Here is a 305-nt window from a genome sequence, read left to right as displayed (position 1 = left end):
GATCTATAACCAGCTGGCTGACCGTTCGATGCTGATTGTGGCACACCGCCTTTCCACTATCCGTGACTGCGACCTGATTTTGGTCATGGATCACGGCCAGATCGTGGAACGCGGCACCCATGACGAGCTGCTGGCAAAGCAGGGCAAGTATTACGAGCTCTGGAACCTGCAGCAGGGCATCTTCCGCCGTAAAAAGGAAGAGCCTGCACCCGGTGCCCCCGCGGCAGTTGTTGAAGAAGACGACGATGGCGAGGCAATGACCTATTAAGTTGCAGCCGAGTGCGCACTCGGTTACATAAATGATC

General features: G+C 55.7%; 1 pseudogene. It reads left to right on the top strand.

The window, feature by feature from the left end:
* Positions 1-268 (top strand): annotated as a pseudogene (locus P0G09_RS18175) (ABC transporter permease); the annotation flags it as partial.
* Between the last annotated feature and the right edge of the window lie 37 nt (positions 269-305).

The organism is Faecalibacterium sp. DFI.5.82, assembly GCF_029076575.1.
Taxonomy (GTDB): Bacteria; Bacillota; Clostridia; order Oscillospirales; family Ruminococcaceae; genus Faecalibacterium; species Faecalibacterium duncaniae.
Note: the sequence above shows the minus strand (reverse complement) of the source record. Positions and strands in the feature narration are given on the sequence as shown.